14 protein-coding genes and 1 pseudogene are annotated in these 18,896 nt (G+C 38.5%); 13 read left to right on the forward strand and 2 right to left on the reverse strand.

Features of this window, described 5'->3' with window-relative positions; translation table 11 throughout:
* Positions 1-15: 15 nt before the first annotated feature.
* From CFK40_RS05860 to CFK40_RS05905, 10 genes and pseudogenes are all read left to right on the forward strand, one after another.
* On the forward strand, positions 16-1,275 hold the full coding sequence (locus tag CFK40_RS05860; RefSeq protein WP_089531421.1) for a galactitol-specific PTS transporter subunit IIC: 1,260 nt from the start codon (positions 16-18) through the stop codon (positions 1,273-1,275).
* Positions 1,276-1,318: 43 nt separating this feature from the next.
* On the forward strand, positions 1,319-2,350 hold the full coding sequence (locus CFK40_RS05865; protein ID WP_089531422.1) for a zinc-binding dehydrogenase: 1,032 nt from the start codon (positions 1,319-1,321) through the stop codon (positions 2,348-2,350).
* Between the two features lie 26 nt (positions 2,351-2,376).
* Positions 2,377-3,048, forward strand: a complete 672-nt coding sequence (gene deoC / locus CFK40_RS05870) for a deoxyribose-phosphate aldolase (protein WP_089531423.1) — start codon at positions 2,377-2,379, stop codon at positions 3,046-3,048.
* 264 nt (positions 3,049-3,312) lie between these two features.
* The gene (locus tag CFK40_RS05875; protein ID WP_089531424.1) at positions 3,313-4,365 is read left to right on the forward strand and encodes a galactitol-1-phosphate 5-dehydrogenase; all 1,053 of its coding nucleotides are present in this window, start codon (positions 3,313-3,315) and stop codon (positions 4,363-4,365) included.
* Between the two features lie 147 nt (positions 4,366-4,512).
* Complete coding sequence (locus tag CFK40_RS05880) at positions 4,513-5,235, forward strand: GntR family transcriptional regulator (RefSeq protein WP_089531425.1); 723 nt, start codon at positions 4,513-4,515, stop codon at positions 5,233-5,235.
* A 191-nt stretch (positions 5,236-5,426) separates the two neighbouring features.
* Positions 5,427-5,567 (forward strand): annotated as a pseudogene (locus CFK40_RS05885) (alanine dehydrogenase); the annotation flags it as partial.
* A 118-nt stretch (positions 5,568-5,685) separates the two neighbouring features.
* Positions 5,686-7,041 carry an aminotransferase gene (locus CFK40_RS05890; RefSeq protein ID WP_089531427.1) on the forward strand — a complete coding sequence of 452 codons (1,356 nt, stop codon included), beginning with the start codon at positions 5,686-5,688 and terminating at the stop codon, positions 7,039-7,041.
* A 44-nt stretch (positions 7,042-7,085) separates the two neighbouring features.
* A complete protein-coding gene (locus CFK40_RS05895) occupies positions 7,086-8,021 on the forward strand; it encodes a selenium metabolism-associated LysR family transcriptional regulator (protein ID WP_089531428.1) in 936 nt (311 codons plus the stop codon).
* 41 nt (positions 8,022-8,062) lie between these two features.
* Entirely contained in the window at positions 8,063-9,838 is a 1,776-nt protein-coding gene (gene xsc / locus CFK40_RS05900; RefSeq protein WP_089531429.1) for a sulfoacetaldehyde acetyltransferase, read from the forward strand.
* 778 nt (positions 9,839-10,616) lie between these two features.
* Positions 10,617-12,323, forward strand: a complete 1,707-nt coding sequence (locus tag CFK40_RS05905; RefSeq protein WP_089531430.1) for an RNA-guided endonuclease TnpB family protein — start codon at positions 10,617-10,619, stop codon at positions 12,321-12,323.
* An 89-nt stretch (positions 12,324-12,412) separates the two neighbouring features.
* On the opposite strand, the gene CFK40_RS05910 is transcribed toward CFK40_RS05905, so the two are convergent.
* On the reverse strand, positions 12,413-13,906 hold the full coding sequence (locus CFK40_RS05910; protein ID WP_089531431.1) for an APC family permease: 1,494 nt from the start codon (positions 13,904-13,906) through the stop codon (positions 12,413-12,415).
* A gap of 510 nt (positions 13,907-14,416) precedes the next feature.
* Positions 14,417-14,872 carry an SRPBCC family protein gene (locus CFK40_RS05920; RefSeq protein ID WP_089531433.1) on the reverse strand — a complete coding sequence of 152 codons (456 nt, stop codon included), beginning with the start codon at positions 14,870-14,872 and terminating at the stop codon, positions 14,417-14,419.
* Between the two features lie 247 nt (positions 14,873-15,119).
* On the opposite strand from CFK40_RS05920, the gene CFK40_RS05925 reads away from it, so the two are divergent.
* The 3 genes from CFK40_RS05925 to CFK40_RS05935 all read left to right on the forward strand — a co-directional run bounded on the left by CFK40_RS05925 (position 15,120) and on the right by CFK40_RS05935 (position 18,836).
* Positions 15,120-16,181 carry a tartrate dehydrogenase gene (locus tag CFK40_RS05925; protein WP_089531434.1) on the forward strand — a complete coding sequence of 354 codons (1,062 nt, stop codon included), beginning with the start codon at positions 15,120-15,122 and terminating at the stop codon, positions 16,179-16,181.
* A gap of 58 nt (positions 16,182-16,239) precedes the next feature.
* On the forward strand, positions 16,240-17,055 hold the full coding sequence (locus CFK40_RS05930) for a serine hydrolase (protein ID WP_089531435.1): 816 nt from the start codon (positions 16,240-16,242) through the stop codon (positions 17,053-17,055).
* A 104-nt stretch (positions 17,056-17,159) separates the two neighbouring features.
* Positions 17,160-18,836, forward strand: a complete 1,677-nt coding sequence (locus tag CFK40_RS05935) for a peptide ABC transporter substrate-binding protein (RefSeq protein WP_089531436.1) — start codon at positions 17,160-17,162, stop codon at positions 18,834-18,836.
* Positions 18,837-18,896: the final 60 nt, after the last annotated feature.

Raw genomic sequence — 18,896 nt, forward strand, 5'->3', positions numbered from 1 at the left:
GCGAGGTGACAAAACATGCAAGGATTTGTTGATTTCATACAAGGATTTTTGGATTTAGGGGCAACAGTAATCCTACCAGTTGCAATATTTTTATTGGGATTATTTTTTGGTCAAAAACCAGGTAAAGCATTTCGTTCTGGTTTAACAATTGGGGTTGCTTTTGTTGGTATTTTCTTAGTTATCGATTTGCTTGTTAATAACTTAGGACCTGCTGCGCAAGGCATGGTTGAACGATTAGGCGTAGAACTGACTGTTATTGACGTGGGTTGGCCTGCGACATCATCTATTGCTTGGGCATCCGTGGTAGCAGCATTTATCATTCCTCTTGGTCTAGTAGTAAACGTTGTTATGCTTCTTACAAAAACAACGAAAACAATGAACGTGGATATTTGGAACTTCTGGCATTATACGTTCATGGCTGCAATGGTCTATGCAATCTCAGACAGCATTATCCAAGGTTTAATCGCAGCGGTATTGTTCCAGATAGTTTGTCTTAAAGTCGCTGACTGGACAGCACCCATGGTTAGTGAATTCTATGAATTACCAGGTGTTTCCATCGCAACTGGTAGTACTATTTCCTATGCGCCTGGTATTTTCTTGGTAAAAGGACTGCAAAAAATTCCTGGTGTTAAGAACTGGAGTGCAGATCCAGATACAATTCAAAAACGATTTGGTATTTTTGGAGAATCCATATTTATTGGACTATTCTTAGGTGCTGCAATCGGTGCATTGGCAGGATACAATGCTGGTGAAATAATCGAAATCGGGATGGCGATGGCCGCTGTTATGGTATTGATGCCACGTATGGTTAAGATCCTGATGGAAGGTTTAATGCCTGTATCAGAATCTGCACGTGAATGGTTAAACAAACGGTTCGGTGATAGAGAAATTTATATTGGACTTGATGCAGCAGTTGCACTCGGACATCCAGCTGTAATTTCAACAGCGCTAATCCTTGTTCCGATCACAGTAGTAATGGCCGTAATTTTGCCAGGTAACGCTGTATTGCCGTTTGGGGACTTGGCGACGATTCCGTTTATTGTCGCATTTATCGTAGGTGCTGCTCGAGGTAATATTGTTCATTCGGTAATTGTTGGTGCGATTATGATTGCTATATCACTATATATCGCAACAGATGTTGCACCAATATTCACTGAAATGGCTACAAATGCTAATTTCGAGATGCCAGAAGGTTCAGCTAAAATTTCTAGTATTGACCAGGGTGGTAATATCGTTAACTGGTTAATCTTCAAATTGTTTAGCCTATTTAATTAAACAGGCGCTGTAGCTAGACAATAAACGGTAAGGAGGAGTTCAAATGAAAGCGTTAGTAAAAACAGAACTCGGATTTGGTAATTTAGAAATTCAAGATAAAAAAGAACCGCAAGCCGGTAAAAACCAAGTGAAAATTGAAGTGAAATATGCAGGTATCTGCGGATCCGATATTCATACCTATGAAGGCCATTACAAGGTGGGAGTACCTGTTACATTAGGACATGAATTTTCTGGTGAGGTGGTGGAAGTCGGTGAAGGTGTTACGGAATTTAAACCTGGTGACCGTGTTACATCAGAAACTACTTTCTATATTTGCGGGGATTGTGACTATTGTAAAGCTGGCGACTACAACTTATGTAATCATCGAAAGGGACTAGGAACACAGCAGGATGGAGGCTTCACCAAATATTTAATCGCACGTAAGGGAAGTGTCCATAAGCTCCCGGAAAATGTGGATTATCAATCAGCGGCAATGACAGAACCATTAGCATGTACACATCATGCTGTGTCCAAAACAGAAATTAACCAAGGCGACATTGTTGTTGTTATTGGTCCAGGCCCAATTGGATTATTTACTGCACAGGTTGCTAAAAGCCGAGGTGCTATCGTTCTAATTACTGGTTTAACCAATGACAAGGTACGTTTGGATAAGGCAAAAGAATTAGGTATCGACTATGCAGTTGATACTCAAAAACAAGATATTAAGGAACTTGTTAATAGCTTAACAAACGGATATGGTGCAGATGTTGTATTTGAGTGTTCTGGTGCGGTTCCTGCAGCAAAACAAGGACTTGACTTATTACGTAAAAAAGGACAATACGGTCAAGTTGGACTTTTTGCTCAACCAGAAATTCAATTCGATCTTGAAAAAATCATTCAAAAAGAAATTCGTGTTGTTGGAAGTAGAAGCCAAAAATCTGCAGACTGGGAACCATCGCTTGAATTAATGAATAATGGCAGTGTAAATGCCAAAGCAATGGTAACGCACGAATTTGATATTGCAGAGTGGGACGCGGCATACCAGGCAATTAAGAGTGGGGAAGCAATTAAGGTACTATTAACTCCAGTAGAATAAAACTTTTCGAAATGAGGCGATGCTAAGTGGATAAACAAGATTTGATCAATATAATTGACTATACATTTTTGAAACCAACAGCAAGCAAGGAGGATATTACTACTTTTTGTAACGAAACGATTGAACATGGATTTAAGACTGTTTTCGTAAATCCATACTATGTTTCCTATGCACACAGTCTATTGTCACCTCATAACATTAAGGTCGGAGTACCAATTGGTTTCTCACTTGGTGGGGCAACCACCCATACAAAAGTGGAAGAAACGAAAGAATCGATTAGAAACGGTGCGGAAGAAATCGACATGCTCATTAATTTAGGTGCATTGAAATCAAAAGAATTTGATGTTGTAAGAAACGATATTAGTGAAGTTGTAAAAGCCTCTGAAGGTCTACTTGTAAAGGTTATCATTGAAACGGCATTATTAACAAAAGAAGAAAAGATTACTGCTGCTAATTTGATTGTCGAAGCTGGAGCTGATTTTGTAAAGACGGCTACAGGATTTAACGGCGGCGGAGCTACTGCAAGTGACGTTCAGTTATTACGTTCGGTTGTTGGAAAAGGCTTTGGTGTGAAGGCTGCAGGAGGCGTTCGCAATTACGAAGATGCATTAACTATTGTTAAAGCTGGTGCAAATCGTATTGGCGCGAGTGGTGCTATCGCAATTATTTCCGGTGAAACTTCAAATGCTTCTTACTAGATTAATAGAATAATGAACGATTAAATGAAATAGCTTAATCGTTAAAAAAGTGAGGGTGAAAAAAATGGTAAATACACTATTGGATTTTATGCTGGGCCCCTTTGAAGTAATAGGTGATTTTTATTTTGAGTATCAAGTCATTTTTAACACACTTATCGTTGGATTCGCCTTATATAAACTAATTTTTAACAAAAAGAAATCAGACTCTAATGGATCGGCTAGCTAATCTATAACAATCAACTAGGCTATAGAAGGGGTGATTAGGTGAGATCCCTAAATCTTTATGGAAAACAGGATATACGTTTTGAAGAATCATCTGAACCTGTCATCGAAAATGCAAATGATGTAATTATCAAGGTGAAAGCTGTTGGTATTTGTGGTTCAGATATATCCAGATATAATAAACTTGGACCTTACGTAGAAGGAATGACTTTTGGTCATGAATTCGCAGGAGAAGTAGTAAGGGTTGGATCAGAAGTAGATGGAATTAAAGTAGGGGACCGAGTGGCTGGATGTCCAACTTTTTATTGTGGTAGATGCGCAAGCTGTCAAAAAGGTGAACTATCACGCTGTGAAGAACTCACTGTTATAGGTGCTAGACACCCTGGTGCATATGCAGAATATGTGAAATTACCAGCTGAAAACGTTATTCCACTTCCGGAAACGGTTGATTATGATACGGCAGCAATGGTTGAACCATCAGCAGTTGTGGTTCATGGCTTTTACCGTACAAGTATGCAACCAGGTGCAGAAGTCGCTGTAATGGGTTGCGGTAATATTGGATTACTGGCAATTCAATGGGCAAAAATTTTTGGGGCGAAAAAGGTTTATGCAATTGATATAGATGATTCCAAGCTTGAAATTGCGAAAGAAGTAGGGGCAGACGTGTTAATAAATTCATTGGAATTCCCTGCTCATGAACAGATTTTAACGCACACGGATGGTAAGGGTGTTGATGTTGCTATCGAATCAGCTGGATCACCAGTTACATCCGCTCAGGTATTTGCATTGCCTAAAAAGGGCGGGGAAGTTGTATTCATGGGTATCCCGTATGCAGATATCACTATTGAACGATTCTATTTTGAAAAAATTGTGCGCAACGAACTAACTGTATTAGGATCATGGAACGCTATTTCTTCCCCATTCCCCGGAAAAGAATGGAGTACGACTATCCACTATATGAGTACAGGCCAATTAAATGTTAAACCAATTATTACCCACCGATTGCATTTGGCTGAAGGCCCTGAGACTTTCGACAATATAATAAGTAGAAAAGGTTCCTACGGGAAGGTTCTCTTTTACCCCGAGTTAGGATAAAAGAGTATAGTGAGAAGCGTCCATGTCGGGCGCTTTTTTTGATACCTTCCCACACCCAAACTACTTATATCACATTAGTGTTACCTTTCCATTTAGCCAAAAACTCTGCTATCCTATAATAAAACTACGGAAAAGAGGAAAATACTCGTGTCACTAGATTACCAAAGCTCCATACCTCTACATATTCAATTGAAAATTATTATAGAAAAACAAGTAGCGGGAGGAATTTTTACTGACCAGCTTCCAAGTGAGCGGCAATTTATGGAGGAATATACTACGAGTCGCAGTACAGTTAGGGAGGCTATTAACCTTTTAGTCCGGGAAGGAATTCTTGAAAAAAGGCATGGAAAGGGCACATTCGTTTCATTGAAGCCTATTCATGATTGGCTTGGAAATTTAAGCAGTACAACAGAGACCATTCTCCAGATGGGAAAGAAACCTGGTGCAAAATTAATCACCCATTATAAAACTACCGCACCCACCTATATTCAAGAATGTACAGGCTTTACGGAAGCTTATTTTATTAAACGAGTTCGTTATGCTGATGATATTCCGATTGGAGTGGAGCATCATTATTATCCCGTAACTTTAGGAAAGAAATTAATCGAATATGATCTGGAAAATGCTACATTATATGATTTGGTTGAGAATGAACTGGGTATCCAATTTGCAGAGGCTAATCAGACAATTAGTAGCGGTCAATTGCTGCGTGAAGATGAGGAATATGTAATCGTGCCACCTGGATCTCATGCGATAAAAGCAGAGCGAATTATCAAAGATCAAACAGGACAAATCATTGAATTAGAGCAAGCGTTTTACCGAAGCGATATGTATACATTTAAAATAAACCTATCGCGAAAATTCGGCTGAATCAACATAATGTGTTATTCATAACTTTTTTAAATAAAACATATTATGATTTTGTATATCTGAATTTAATAAATATATTGAAAACAACTCTTGCATTGTCTATACTGGAATTACCGCAACTTAACTGGTACGGACGTCACGATGTTTTAATGCGGTTGTGTGGTATCTATTTTGTTTAGGGAGTGGTGCTAATGGTAATTGGTGTTCCTCGGGAAATAAAAAACAATGAACGACGGGTAAGGCTTACTCCATCAGGTATTACGGCTTTTGTAAACGCTGGGCATAAGGTTTTAGTTGAGGGTTTAGTAAGAAATGAAAGCGGTTTCCATAATTACTAGTGCAAACAACATGTCTTTCAACCCATTAACAATTGTTTTAGGTAATCAAGTTTCTGCTTATTAGGCTTTACAGTTTTACAATCATTTACGAAATGGAATGGAGGCCAAAATGATGAAAACGGAAGCGAATATAGGAAATGTAGTAGAAAAAACAACATCCCGCTTATGGAATGCAATGCATCGGTTTAATCCAGATGCAGAACAAGTGGTAGCATCCTCAGGAGAGGGATCATGGTTTACTGACGAATCCGGTAATCGGTTTCTTGATGGCGTATCAGGCTTGTGGTGTTTGAATCTGGGACATGGTCAACAGGAAATTATTGATGCAGCAGCAGAACAAATGAAAAAACTTTCTTATTCTCCTTTAACGATGAATCATGAGCCTGCAGTTAAACTTGCGGGTAAAATAAGTGAGCTACTAGGAGCAAACTATCAAACTTTCTTTTCAAATAGTGGCTCGGAAGCGAATGAAACAGCTTTTAAAATTGTCAGGCAGTATCATAACCAAACGGGGAACCCTGGTAAATTCAAGTTTATTTCCCGTTATCGTGCCTACCATGGTTCAACACTTGGTGCGTTAAGCGCAACTGCACAAGCAAATCGGCGAGTTAAATATGATCCAGGTGTTCCAGGATTTTTGCATGTATATCCACCATACAGCTATCGGTCGATTTTTGGCGGTGAACCTGAGGAATCTGATTTAAAGGCTGCTCAATTACTCGAAGAAATGATTAATTGGGAAGGCGAGGAAACAGTCGCTGCCTTTATTATGGAGCCGTTCATATCGGGTGGCGGGGTGATTATTCCATCGCCAAAATACATTCAGCGTGTGGAGGAAATATGTAAAAAGTATAATGTGCTGCTGATTATGGATGAGGTTGTTTCTGGTTACGGTAGAACAGGAGAAATGTTTGGCTTTAAGCATGCAGAAGGGGTACAGCCTGATATTGTAACAATGGCTAAAGGATTGACGAGTGGTTATTTACCACTCGGTGCCACCGCGGTTAAATCTGAAATTTATGAGGCTTTTAAAGAAGCTGGAAAAGATAATCATTTTCGTCATGTATCAACATATGGAGGTCATCCTGCAGCGTGTGCGGTAGCCCTTAAAAATATTGAGATTATCGAAAGGGAAAATATTGTTGATAGAGTGCGGGAACTCGGTAAATCCAAATTAGGTAAACTTCATCAGTTAATCGATCATGAAAATGTTGGTGAAGTTCGACAAGTCGGATTCTTACTAGGGCTGGAGATGGTAACAACTAAACAATCCAAAGTTCCACTTGACGACGCGAAGATGGCTGAAATAATCGGTGCTTGTAAGAAAAAAGGACTAATTATCGGTAAAAACGGTGACACTGTACCGGGGCAAAACAACGTCATTATTGTAGCACCACCGTTGACTAGTACGGAAGATGATTTGGATTTCCTTGTTGAAACAGTAGATTCAGTGATACGTAGTTTGTAGCAAGCAATGCTTTTAATTTGGAGGGAATTTTAGGGGGGATAGGCATGAATTATGAGAGGTTAAAAACGTTTATTGCTGTCGCTGAAAAAAAGAGCTTTTCAGATGCTGCAAAAATATTATATGTTACCCAGCCTACGATTACCTCTCAGGTTAAAGCATTAGAAGAAGAATTGAATACTAAATTATTTGAACGAACTACTAAGAAAGTAGAGATGACTGAGTCAGCAGTCATTTTATATAAATACGCTAGGGAAATTATTCGATTAAGTGATTCTGCACAAAAAGAAATACTGAAAATCGAGGACATCATGCATGGCGATTTAAGTATGGGGTGCAGTCTCACGATTGGGGAATACATTCTCCCTTTGTATTTAAAGAAATTCAAGGATTTGTATCCGTTGATTCGAATGAATGTGGATATTTCCAATTCAAATAAAATCGTGGCCAATCTTAAAGATCAGTTAATCGATGTTGGATTAATTGAAACACCTATAGATGATCCGCAAATTATAGTTGAACCTTTTCTTGCGGATGAGTTAATTTTAATTGCTGCACCAAACTATTTTTCATCTAATGAAATAAAACTGTCTATGGATCAGTTGAAACATACGCCCCTTATTATGCGAGAAAAAGGTTCCGGTACCCGAGCGGTGGTAGAAGAGTATTTGAACCAGGCGGGTATGCCAATTGATGAGTTGAACGTAGTAATGGAACTTGGTAGCACGGAGGCGATCAAAGCTACAGTTGAATCCGGTTTAGGAGTCTCTATTATTTCAAAAAATGCGATTATAAAAGAAGAGCAGCTGCAATTATTGACAGCTTTTCCGATACAGGGAATATCTTTTTATCGTTATTTCTATATTGCCTTTCGAAAAGAACAGATTTTAAAATCAACAACAGAATTATTTATTGAAGAGTTAAGAAAAATGACATGTGGGGACAGTCCCCCGCCACTCTATCGCGTCACCACTTTAGTGTAGTGGGGGACTGTCCCCACTTTAAATTTAAGGAGGAATTTTAAATGGCAAAGCAACAAGCAGAAGTAAAAGAAGCAATATCCCAAAAGGTGAAAATGACACCAAGTGAAGCAATTGTGGAAACATTAGTCGCGGAAAATATAAAGGAAGTCTATGGTATAGTCGGCTCTGCCTTTATGGATATGCTTGATTTATTCCCAACTGCAGGAATCCGGTTTTTGCCAGTTCGCCATGAACAAAGTGCGGGACATATGGCAGATGCATATACACGCGTTTCTGGTGTGGCAGGCGTTATCATTGGGCAGAATGGGCCGGGGATTACGAATATGGTAACATCGGTCGCTGCAGCGAATCAGGCACATACGCCGATGGTTGTTATATCGCCATCAGCAGGGACTCCTACCATTGGATGGGATGGATTTCAGGAAGCGAACCAAGTATCTATTTTTGAAGATATTACAAAAGAAACGGTACGCGTAACACATAAAAGCCGAGTAGCAGACTGTTTACGAACCGCCTTCCGTATTGCATATGCTGAGCGTGGGCCTGTATTGTACGATATACCACGTGATCTATTTTATGGAGAGTTAGAGGACCAAATTCTAAAGCCAAATCAGTATCGTGTAGATGCAAGAGGAAGCGGTGATCCAGCATCGATTGAGAAAGCTGTAGAACTCCTAAAAGACGCAGAATACCCTGTTATCATCTCCGGTCGTGGAGCAGTCGATGCGGATGGCGTTAATACAGTTGGTAAAATAGCTGAGCATTTAACAGCACCTGTTGCCGTATCTTATATGCATAATGATGCTTTTCCTGCTGATCATCCGCTTGCAGTTGGCCCAATCGGGTACATGGGATCGAAAGCAGCGATGCACACATTGAAAAAGGCGGATGTTGTATTAGCGATTGGTACACGATTATCTGTTTTCGGAACGTTGCCATGCTATGACATCGATTATTTTCCAAAAAACGCTAAGATCATTCAAGTAGACATTAACCCGCGTCAAATTGGGAGAACACATCCGGTTGAAGTAGGATTGATTGGAGATGCAAAAGCAACGAGTGATGAAATATATAAGCAATTACAAGTGGCATTACCTTCCACGGAGCGAAAGTCAAATCGTCTGGAAGAATTGAGTAAAGTGAAAGAGGATTGGGAACAAGAATTGGTCGATTTAGCTATGGAAGATGGAAGTCCAATTAACCCACGTCGTGCATTACTAGAACTAACGAAAGCGTTACCAGAAAACACGATCATTTCATCCGATATTGGAAACGTTTCGTCAACTGCTAACGCATACTTGAAGTTCAATCAAACAAAACGTCATATTGCCGCTTTAACATTTGGTAATACTGGATTTGCTTATCCAGCAGCACTTGGTGCCCAGCTAGCAGAACCGAATTCACCGGTTGTAGCTATCGTCGGTGATGGTGCATGGGGCATGAGCTTGCATGAAGTAAGTACAGCAGTTGAGCAAAACATTCCTGTTATCGCTTGTGTATTTAATAATAAATCATGGGCAGCAGAAAAGAAAAATCAAGTAGATTATTATGACAACCGCTTTATTGGTTCCGATATCGAAGCTCCTGATTTCGCTGAAGTAGCTAAGTCGATGGGTGCACTTGGATATACAATTGATAAACCAGAAGACATTGCTCCTGTTATAAAAGAAGTTTTGGATAAGAGACAGCCAGCTGTTCTCAACATTTATGTAGATGGTACGCAACTTGCGCCACCATTCCGCAGAGACGCATTGCAAATGCCTACACGGTTCTTAGATAAATACAAACATTTAGATCATGGGGTTTGGGGCAAGTAATTAATGAAATAGAAATATAATCTCCGTACTGGAGTTAACCAGTGCGGAGATTTTTCTTTTACAACTTTCTATGTGAGTGTCAGTTTTAATACCCCACATTTCTCTAATCTACTTCCAAAGTAAAGCTATAAAAAGCATCTCCGTTAGTATATGTTCCGATCCTGGTTATCTATCCACCACGCTCCGTAAGCATAGTAATAGACGCTCTTTTTATAGGTGCCGTAAACTGACTCTGACTATCTTTGAGCATGATCTCCGTTTCTTTTCCCCCACTTATCTGCGTTACATGTACTTGATTTGGTTTTGCTTGGTGATCAATGATGAATGTTATAATTTCATTAGGGTTTACTTTGAGTATTAATACATGTACCGCTCCAACAACAGGTGCCTAGTGTGGCTATATACTTCTTCAACAATCTTAATAGATGCATTAGGCAGCTTATCCCACTCAACCTGTTTTGGGCACACCCCATTATAATTAGAAAAAGAAATGATAGTAATAAAGCGGTCATATATTTTTTTAAGTAATTTCCCCCTTTTTAATTTAGGAAATATATTTATTACAGTATTAAACAAGACTCTCAAATAAATGTCAATTAAATGGTCTTGTTATTTTTTGTTATCTTATTAGGGCGAGAAGAGCCCACTTCAAACACGTGAAGGTTTCTAAAACCGGTATTAAGTGGGAATGAATCGCCACTCCGAAGGAGGTTTTCGTTGAAATAGAACGTATATTCTGATATAATGAATATAATATAATAAGACAGGAGCATGACTTATGGGAATTAAGGCGTATTTTTCAAATCGTATCTATAAGAATACCATTTTGGATGAAAACGTTGATGCTATTGGTCATGCTCTCTTTGTGTTTAATAGAGCGAAGCAGTTTGCCTTTAGTACAGCAACAAAAGAAAAACGCTCTGGTTTAAAAAAACGAGACAAATCTTTGCACCTTACGGTAAAAAACAGGTTTTCGTTGGATGATTACTACACTAATAGCGCCGTTCAAGAGGCTAAGGCAAAAGAAAAGAGTCTAGACGAGTTAAAGAAGCTATACATGAAGAACAAAGAGACTCAAATTAAGTCTATCAAAAATAAAATAAAAAAAGACAAATCAAAACTAACTTCATTAAAAAAAATTAAAAAAACATTCATAAAAGGAAAGGCATCATTCCCCAAAAATTCAAGAATGGAAAAGTTGGGTAACTACTTTGTCGTGCAATTCAAAAATAAGACTGATTTGTATTATCATACGTATCAATTTGAACATACATACTTAGATACTGAAATCAAAAGACTCCACACACGAATTGGTTTTTTAAACTTCAAATTGAACAAATACGAAGATAGCCTAGAATCCTTAAAGACGAAAATACCGAGCGTCGTCTTTGGTTCAAAAAAACAATTCCAAGCACAGTACACTGTCGATACGTATATTGATAACCATAAACTTTGGCAAAAGACTTGGGAAGAGAATAGATACCGAAAGATGGTCATTTCTGGTCGTAAGGACTCAGGCTGTGGAAATTTTGTTTTTAACTATGATGGAACGAATAAAGTGCTTCGTTTCAAGACACCGAAAGGTGTCTTAGTTGAAATTGAGAACCTGTATTTCCCTTATGGTCAAGAAAAAGTAGAAAGTAGGATCCTTGCACAGACGAAATGTAAGAATAAAAAGAAATACGGGAAGCCAGTAGCATGGGCAATAGAAGACTATGGGGAATACTACCTCTTTAAAACGATGTTTGATGAAGAATCAAAAGCGTATGTGAATCATTCCAAGACAGATGGAGCAATTGGCATTGACTGTAACGTTGACCATTTCGCAGTATCAAATGTTAATTCGAATGGTCAACTCCTAGGTTCCTGGTCTTTAAAATTTGATTTGAAAGGCAAGACAAGTGGACAGACGACGAAAATCATTGAAGCCGAAGCAATAGAGGTCGTTAACATTGCTACTCGTACAAATAAGCCGATAGTAGTTGAGAAACTAAATACGACATCATCAAAGCTATCTAATCCCTACGGAAACAAAAAAGCAACTAGGATGATGTCTGCTTTCGCATACAAAAAGATGCTTTCTGCAATAAAATCACGAGCTGAAAAAGAGAACATTGCAGTTTTTGAAGTCAACCCTGCATATACAAGTCAAATAGGTAAGATGAAGTACATGAAAAGATTAGGGATATCGATACACGAAGCAGCAAGTTTTGTAATTGCTCGTAGAGCAATGGGTTTTAAAGAAAAACTTCCACCAGTGTTGGGTACACTACTACCGGAGAAGATAGCAGGTGCTCATCATGGGGTGCACTGGAAGTATATTTCGAATGCGTTGAAAGGTATACATACTAATTCGTACTACCATTCAAATTTTTTCAACGTAGACAGGTTTCGTTCTAGGAACGAACTTTTTGCTTCAGGGGCTCTTACAGACTTGGAAATAAAAGGTCTGTTGAAGTTGAAAAATGGAAAAACCGTATCCTAGTTGAACGGGATACGGTCATGTACCATACATGTCTTTTTTAGAATCCCCCACTTTAAACAATCCGTAAGGATGTTAAAGTGGGGGGTAGTTCAATTGATTTCCTCAATATTTTTTACGTCGGTATCTGATGTAGTTATTTTATCAACATAATCCCCTAAAATTAAGTAATCCATCTCGTTTTTAGGTATGGCACGAAAGCCTTTATATCGTATAAGGAAGAAGATAGCTCCAATAGCAATCCAAACGAATAAAGCAATCCAAGAAGGCTTACCTAAAAATCCTGGGGAACCTGGTACGACAAGTAAAAGGAAGAAGCATATACTACTGATGACACCTAGTAAAGAGCAAAACTTTCTTCCAGGTGAAACCATTGATTTTTCACTTTCACGTTTTACTTCTTGATTGGACCATTTAAAAAGATTATAGGCTATGAAACAAGCATAAAAATAAGCAATTGTTACACCTAGTGCAGACATATCCACAATCCATAATAATGCTTCGCGACCAAAAAAAGGAGCAAAGATTGTGACTGCCAGCGTAAATAGAATGCCAACATGCGGTGTTTTATGTTTGGGATGCAGCTTGCCGAAAGCACTTGGAATTACCTTGGCTCTTCCCATTGCAAACAATAAACGGCTGGTTGACATATAAAATCCATTTAATCCTGTAAATATTCCCATTAACAATGCAAAAGATAGCAAAATCACGCCTACTGCTCCATAAGCATTTTCTACGATTGCACCAGTTCCCCAAACAGACCCAGCTGCTACTGCGCCGGTCCATGATTGTCCGACACCAGTAGCGATGATGGTTAAGGAATACGTAAATCCAGCACAAAGGAGTGCAAGAACAATTATTTTAAACGATTTTTTTGGAGGAAAATCAAATTCTTCCGCCGCTTGTGGAATGTTATCAAAGCCAACATACGCCCAAGGTGCTATCGCAACAATGGCTAAAATAGCTGATATCGATCCTATGCCTGGTTTGAAGAGAGGCTGTAAGTTTGAAAATGAACTGGATGGATGGAGTATCATGGCAATTGTTAATAAGATTACTCCTACAATTAGTGATATACAAAAAACGAACTGTGTGAACCCGGATAAGCTTGCACCGCGCATATTCAAAAAGGCGAATATCACCAGTGCAATACCTGCAATAATTACCTCTCCAGCATATACATGCCAACCAGCGATGTCGTACATAAATCCAAACTCAACAATTGATGGTAAAACAAATTTACCTAGAAGTGCTATAGCGGATGCATTTAATGCCACGATAGACAAATAGCCTAAAGTTAGAAACCAGCCACATAGAAAAGCATGGTATCTGCCTAATCCATAGTAGGCAAAAGCAAATTCCCCACCTGATACAGGTAGCCTCTCAATAAGAAAGCCATAGCTTACACCAATGATTATCATTAAAACTGCACCAATTAAAAATCCAATGATAACTCCGAGCGGGCCAGCCATCCCCATCCAATCAACGGGCAAAACAAATGCCCCCCAGCCAACTGCCGATCCAAAAGCAATTGCCCAAACCCAGTGTGGTTTCAACGACTTTACTAACTGTTCACGCTGCTCCATATTCTCTCATTCCCCTTTGTTTTATTTGTAAGCGTTGTCAAAAAAGAAGACCAATAATAATTACTACTATATAAAGTAAACCATTTGCAGGTTGACAAATCAATAGTTTCTGAAATTTCAATCATTTAAATGGGTAATAGTATTTATGGAGAAGTTTTATAAGCATTAGAAAGAAGTTTATTTTTAAACGGGGAAAGGGAATTTGGCTCCTTATCGGATTAGAATTATGTCAGTCTAGAAATCTTTATGGCGTTTATAAAGAAATGCAAGAACGAGCAGAATCCAAGATGAATAGCCCAGCGGATTTTGTCAACTGGCTTTCTATGGAAAGCGTGGATCTCGTACAAGGTGCTGTAAATCCAGAGGAACCTTTTTCCAAAGGACATTGGCTATCAAGCTTCGGGCTTGCGACTGTTGCGATGATAGCGGGCATCTTTTGTACTATCCTCTTTTAAAACCAAAAAACACGGTATCTGATGTTCAGATACCGTGTTTTGAAAGAAGTTTACTTTATGTAGTTACGGATTCGAGTTCAATTATTTTCGCAGCAACTGCTTCGGTTAGGTCTTTTGTGGTTTTTGGAACAAATGATTTTAGAAAAGAGTTAACCATCGGCCCCATCATGCCTTTTGCAGTAATTGCAATGTAGCCCGTTATTTTTGTTTTTCTTCCATTTATTGCTTCAGCCTTGAAATAGCCATCACCTTTGAAGTTTTCATTCAATCCAGTTAAATCAAAGGTTACCAGTGAAGGTTCCTGCCATTCCGTAATGTCTATTTTTAGACTAACTGTTTTTTGTATGATTCCGACTTCTCCTTTGAACTTCCATGTAGATTGTCTATCATTTAAAATCTTATGTTCCATGTATCCTGGAACTAAGGGAGCCCAGTTATTCATATCACTTACGAAAGACCAGACATTTTTAATTGGAATATCTAATTCTAGCTGATAAATTCCGTTTGGCATTATGATATCCTCCTTGACTAGCTTTTTCTTACAGTATTACCGTTTTCAATTTTTGTAAAACACCGATATGAAAAATAATGAAGATGCAGAAGAAGAGGGGGCTAAAAGTTGAAGTCTAAATGATAATTATTCTGCAACTATGTATTGTATGTTAACACCTTTGAGTCTAGAACATTTTTTTCCTCTAATAAAGCAAATTTTATAAAATGACTGTATAATAAATTATAGAAAAGTGGGAGGTTATCATGTGGTTATACATAATATTGCAGTGATTCCAGGTGATGGTGTTGGGCAGGAGGTAGTCCCTGAATCATTAAAAGTTTTAGAAACACTAGCTGAAATTCACGATGGTATCAAATTTGAATTTACTGATTTTCCATGGGGCTGTGAGTATTATTTGGAGAATGGTTCGATGATGCCTGAACATGGTATGGATAATCTTAAAAATTTCGAGCAAATTTTCTTAGGTGCTGTTGGTGATCCGAGGCTAGTTCCGGACCATATTTCATTATGGGGATTACTGATCAAAATTCGCCGTGAATGTGAGCAAGTTATTAATCTTCGGCCAGCTAAGTATATAGAAGGTGTTAAGTCACCACTCGCAAATCCGAAAGACTTTGACTTTGTCATTGTTAGGGAAAATAGTGAGGGAGAATATAGTGAGGTAGGAGGAACGATTCATCAGGGTGCTGATGAAATCGCTGTTCAAAATGCTGTTTTTACTAGGAAAGCTGTCGAGCGGACTGTCCGTTATGCTTTTAAACTAGCCGATTCTCGAAATAAAAAAGTTACTAGTGCAACCAAATCAAATGGACTCATTTATAGTATGCCATTTTGGGACAAGGTCTTCCATGAAATTGGGCAAGAATATACGGAAATAAATACGGAGACAAATCATATCGATGCACTTTCTTCTTTTTTGGTAACAAAACCGGCTAGCTTCGACGTTATCGTTGGAAGTAATCTTTTCGGAGATATACTGACAGATATCGGAGCAGCGATTATGGGAAGCATTGGAATTGCTCCAGCAGCTAACATTAATATAAATGGCAAGTATCCTTCTATGTTTGAACCTGTTCATGGCTCGGCTCCAGATATCGCAGGCAAAGAGATAGCTAATCCAATCGGTCAACTATGGACGGCAAAAATGATGCTAGATCATATGGGTTATGATGAATTAGGAAAACTATTATTAGATACGATTGAAGAGACTATAGGTGCTGGGGTTAAAACACGTGATTTAGGTGGAACGTCTTCTACTAGAGAAGTGGTTGATGAAATAGTAAAAAGGCTGAAGAGAAGGGTTTAATGAAAAATGGAAAGTGATACTCTAGTGGTAAATAAGTATTTTAAGGAGGAATAAATACATGAAACAATTAATAAATAGTATAGAATCTATCACAAAACAAGCAGGTGGCACATGGGGGATTTCACTCGATGATCTCGATAAGAAGGAAACATGGACTAGTAATGAAGATGAACTTTTTTATGCTGCTAGTGTTATTAAAGTACCTATTTTACTAGCAGCTTTTACAGCCTTTGATCAAAGAAAGTTTTCATTGAGCGATACAGTAAAATTAAGAAAGGAAGATTTGGTAGGAGGGTCTGGTGTACTGCAACATATGACGCCTGGAACTCGTCTGACAATTTATGACCTAGTAACGTTGATGATCATTCAAAGTGATAATACTGCAACTAATATGGTCATTGATCTAGTTGGCACGAAAAAAATTCAACAGACGATGGAAGACTTGGGCCTAGAGAACAGTCGATTTTACAATAAGCTGATGGTAGTACCTGCCAATCTTGAAGGTCGTAATCTAGTTACTGCTGCAGATATGACCTCCATGCTAAAGCAAATGGTAATGGGGGAAGTTGTGTCCATGCATGCTTGCGAACAAATGATAGATATGTTAAAAAAGCAACAACTCCAAAATTGCTTGCCAGCTAGACTTCCAGAACAAGATTCAGAGATTATAGGCACTCCTAATGAATGGGAGTTAGCGCATAAAACTGGATCTATTTCCCGGGTTTGTCATGATATTGGTATTTTATATGTTGGAAATCGAACCATGGTAGTTTCTATTCTATCAAAAGGGGTAGAAGACAGAACTTCGCCAAAGGTTATTGCTGACATAGGATGGGAAATCTATCACTATTTAAAGGAAGATAACTATAAATAGGGTAAAAGTCCTGCTTGTATAATTGACTGAAAAATAATATAATTGAAATTACAAGTCAATTTAGTAGTAAGATAAGTTAGTTACTAACAAGGGGGTTACTACAAATGAAGTTGTCTAAATTTTCATTACTTTTGGTACTTGGTTTGTTCTTTAGTATCTTCATGGTTGCGTGCTCAAACAATGAGAATACTAGTGCAGGCAACGATGAGTCAAACGAGGCGGTAGAAGAATCTAGCGATGTAGAGCAAGTGTTTAATTTAACAGAAACGGACATTATCCCAACAATGGATTCTTCACTGGCAACAGATTTGTTGGCATTCCAAGCTTTGAGTAACACAACAGAAGGTCTATATCGCTTAGGCGAGAATGCTGAAATTGTTGATGGAATTGCAACAGAACATGAAGTCAGTGAAGATGCGCTCACCTGGACGTTTACACTACGTGAGGATGCAGTATGGTCAAATGGTGAACCTGTAACTGCACATGACTTTGTGTATGCGTGGCAACGCGCGTTAGATCCTGCAACTGGTTCTGAATACGGACCATATATGATGGGCGGCGTACTTAAAAATGCAACAGCAGTAAGTACAGGTGATAAACCAGTTGATTCTTTAGGCGTTAAAGCAGAGGGAGATTATACTTTGGTTGTTACGCTAGAGAAACCAATTCCGTACTTTGAGTCATTAACAACTTTTGGAACATATTATCCGCTAAATCAAAAGTTTGTTGAGGAGCAAGGCGATGCTTATGCAACAAGCTCGGATGCTTTATTATCAAATGGACCGTTTAAATTAACTGATTGGGAAAGTACTTCTCAGTCTTGGACTTTTGAAAAAAATGAAGATTACTGGGACGCAGAAGCAGTTACATTAGAAAAATTGACGTATGATGTTGTGAAAGATCCACAAGTCGGAGTAGATTTATACGATAAAGGAGAACTAGACCGTACGGATTTATCTTCTGATATTGTAGATGTCTACTCTGCGAATGAGGATTATGAGGTTACACTTGGTACGGGCGTCTATTATCTGAAAATGAATCAAACTACATCAGATGCACTTGCTAACAAAAATATTCGTAAAGCAATTAGCCAGGCGTTTAATAAGCAGGCTTTAGTTGATGAGATTTTAAATGATGGATCTATCGCTGCAAAAGGATTCGTACCTAAAAATTTCGTATCTTTGCCTGAATCTGGTGAAGACTTCCGCGAAGCAAGTGGAGAACTTTCAACTTTTAATGCGGAGGCAGCTAAAGAATTTTGGCAAAAAGGTTTAGAGGAATTAGGTAAAGACAAAGTTGAACTTGAATTCCTAACTAGTAACAGTGAATCGTCTAAGAACATGGGCGAGTTCATTACAAATCAATTAGAGGAAAATCTTGAAGGCTTAGAAGTTACGTTGAAACAAGTACCATTTGAACAAAGCTTGGCGCTAGATGATGAAATGGATTATCAGCTTCAATTATCATCCTGGTTCCCTGATTATCTAGATCCGTACACCTTCTTAAACTTATTTATTACAGATGGTGGCAACAACAAGATGGGTTACTCTAACCCGGAATATGATGAATTACTTGCGAAAACGGCAGACGAATTAGCGCTTAAACCTGTTGAACGTTATGAAGCGTTCTTGGAAGCAGAAAAAGTTCTGTTTGAAGATGCTGCAATTGCACCAGTTTATCAAAGTGCACGAGCACAGTTGATTTCTCCTAAAATGCAGGGCGTTATCAACAATACATTTGGCGCACTGTATGAATACAAATGGGCCTCTGTAGCAGAATAATTAGAGAGGTATAAAAAGTCGGCATTCGCCAGTCAAAACGAGGCGAATGCCGATTTTTCT

This window comes from Virgibacillus necropolis (assembly GCF_002224365.1).
Taxonomy (GTDB): domain Bacteria; phylum Bacillota; class Bacilli; order Bacillales; family Amphibacillaceae; genus Virgibacillus_F; species Virgibacillus_F necropolis.

What these genes read in the sequence shown, in the direction of transcription:
- CFK40_RS05935 (WP_089531436.1), top strand. Translation starts at nt 17,160, where the DNA reads ATGAAGTTGTCTAAATTTTCATTACTTTTGGTACTTGGTTTGTTCTTT.
- xsc (WP_089531429.1), top strand. Translation starts at nt 8,063, where the DNA reads ATGGCAAAGCAACAAGCAGAAGTAAAAGAAGCAATATCCCAAAAGGTG.
- CFK40_RS05910 (WP_089531431.1), bottom strand. Translation starts at nt 13,906, where the DNA reads ATGGAGCAGCGTGAACAGTTAGTAAAGTCGTTGAAACCACACTGGGTT.
- CFK40_RS05895 (WP_089531428.1), top strand. Translation starts at nt 7,086, where the DNA reads ATGAATTATGAGAGGTTAAAAACGTTTATTGCTGTCGCTGAAAAAAAG.
- CFK40_RS05860 (WP_089531421.1), top strand. Translation starts at nt 16, where the DNA reads ATGCAAGGATTTGTTGATTTCATACAAGGATTTTTGGATTTAGGGGCA.
- CFK40_RS05920 (WP_089531433.1), bottom strand. Translation starts at nt 14,872, where the DNA reads ATGCCAAACGGAATTTATCAGCTAGAATTAGATATTCCAATTAAAAAT.
- CFK40_RS05890 (WP_089531427.1), top strand. Translation starts at nt 5,686, where the DNA reads ATGAAAACGGAAGCGAATATAGGAAATGTAGTAGAAAAAACAACATCC.
- CFK40_RS05905 (WP_089531430.1), top strand. Translation starts at nt 10,617, where the DNA reads ATGGGAATTAAGGCGTATTTTTCAAATCGTATCTATAAGAATACCATT.
- CFK40_RS05930 (WP_089531435.1), top strand. Translation starts at nt 16,240, where the DNA reads ATGAAACAATTAATAAATAGTATAGAATCTATCACAAAACAAGCAGGT.
- CFK40_RS05865 (WP_089531422.1), top strand. Translation starts at nt 1,319, where the DNA reads ATGAAAGCGTTAGTAAAAACAGAACTCGGATTTGGTAATTTAGAAATT.